1 protein-coding gene and 1 pseudogene are annotated in these 1,332 nt (G+C 58.7%); one reads left to right on the top strand and one right to left on the bottom strand.

The window, feature by feature from the left end; translation table 11 throughout:
- Positions 1 to 524 precede the first annotated feature (524 nt).
- Complete coding sequence (locus ABG80_RS22105) at positions 525 to 974, top strand: hypothetical protein (RefSeq protein ID WP_152987717.1); 450 nt, start codon at positions 525 to 527, stop codon at positions 972 to 974.
- A gap of 234 nt (positions 975 to 1,208) precedes the next feature.
- On the opposite strand, the pseudogene ABG80_RS17455 reads toward ABG80_RS22105, so the two are convergent.
- A pseudogene (locus ABG80_RS17455) lies at positions 1,209 to 1,332 on the bottom strand (IS5-like element ISCARN85 family transposase); the annotation flags it as partial.

Raw genomic sequence — 1,332 nt, forward strand, 5'->3', positions numbered from 1 at the left:
ACAAAATGGTCATGGACTTCCCCTTCCGAGTGAGTGGATGAGATTCGCAACCCCATCGTGGCACTTCGTTGCCGTTCGCCGCAATATGCGGCTAGCTCGGGACGGGGAAGTCCCTTTCATTCGTTAGGCCCTCGCGGAACACGCCGCTTGCCAAGGCCACACGAGCCGCCTCCTCGGCGGCAGCGGAACAGTTGTTCTGGCCACCGAGTCTGGGTGCTGGAGCCCTCGCCGCTCAGGTTGAACGTGCGTTAGATTGAGGCATTCGTCAGCGCATGGCTGACGCCATACGCAAAGGGAGGCGTGATGGCACGGTTCATTTCGGAAGCTGCCACTGCAGCTCATCGCACACACCAGGCTTGCGCCTCGTGTGCGGGCTCACTGGCCGCGCAAAGGCCCTGCTACTTCCACCGGCCTAACTGGTCGTTGCACACGGACGTCCATGCTTCGCATGGCCGCCGGTGAACTTGGGCGTTAGGCGCCCAGCCAACGCGCACAAGCCACCTCTAAACACTCCGCCACCCGCAATGCAGATCGAGTTCCAACCAATGCCGGATTACCTGACCTACAAGTCAGCGGGTGTCGTTGCAGCCGTCTTGCTCATTGCTATCGCGCTCTATGCTGGCCTTAAGCGTGACGGCAAAACCGTCCAAGCCGTAGCTGCCCCGCTTGTATTGCTAGCTGTTTTTTCAGGGGTGCTGCACTATGAGGCGCACAAGGCTTACAGCCTAAGAACCATGGGACAGAACCTCGTACTTGAAACGCCTTTTGGAACACGGTCCACTGCTTGCAGCAACATCGAATTCATGATCAGGCAAGGCAGAGGTGGTTGCACGGTTACCGGGTTTCGCGGCGACGAAAGAGTCTTCCAATCTGTTGAGGTTCAGCGCCCTCAATGCCAAGCACTGGCGGAACAACTTCGTCAGGTCCCGTGCAAACCTTCAGACCGCCCGGATCACATCACAGGGTCCAACTGAAGCAATGCCGCCTCTTACCAAACCCAGGTTCGTCATACCACAGCGCCTAACTGTGCGGTCAAGCGGACGCCAACACAGGCCATGCCTTCGGCATTCTCATGGCCTGTGTTGGTGCCCTACGCACCTGCGGTGCTCCGGCGCCGCTTACCTTGGTAGTTAGGCCCTCGCGTAAATGCACCGCTTGCGCAGGTCAAGCGAGCCACCTCCTCGGTGGCTACAAGCAACTAGGGCCTGTTAACACAAACTGCGAAGCCCATCGACCACGAGCACGAAGCTGAGAAAGCCGAGAAACATCGCATCAAGCTTTTCGAACCGGGAGAAGATTCGGCGGTAGCCCTTGAGCCGCCGGAACAACCTC

Source organism: Aquabacterium parvum (genome assembly GCF_001447195.1).
In the GTDB taxonomy this organism is placed as follows: Bacteria; Pseudomonadota; Gammaproteobacteria; order Burkholderiales; family Burkholderiaceae_C; genus Aquabacterium; species Aquabacterium parvum.

Coding starts and splice junctions, on each gene's coding strand:
- ABG80_RS22105 (WP_152987717.1), top strand. CDS start 525: ATGCAGATCGAGTTCCAACCAATGCCGGATTACCTGACCTACAAGTCA.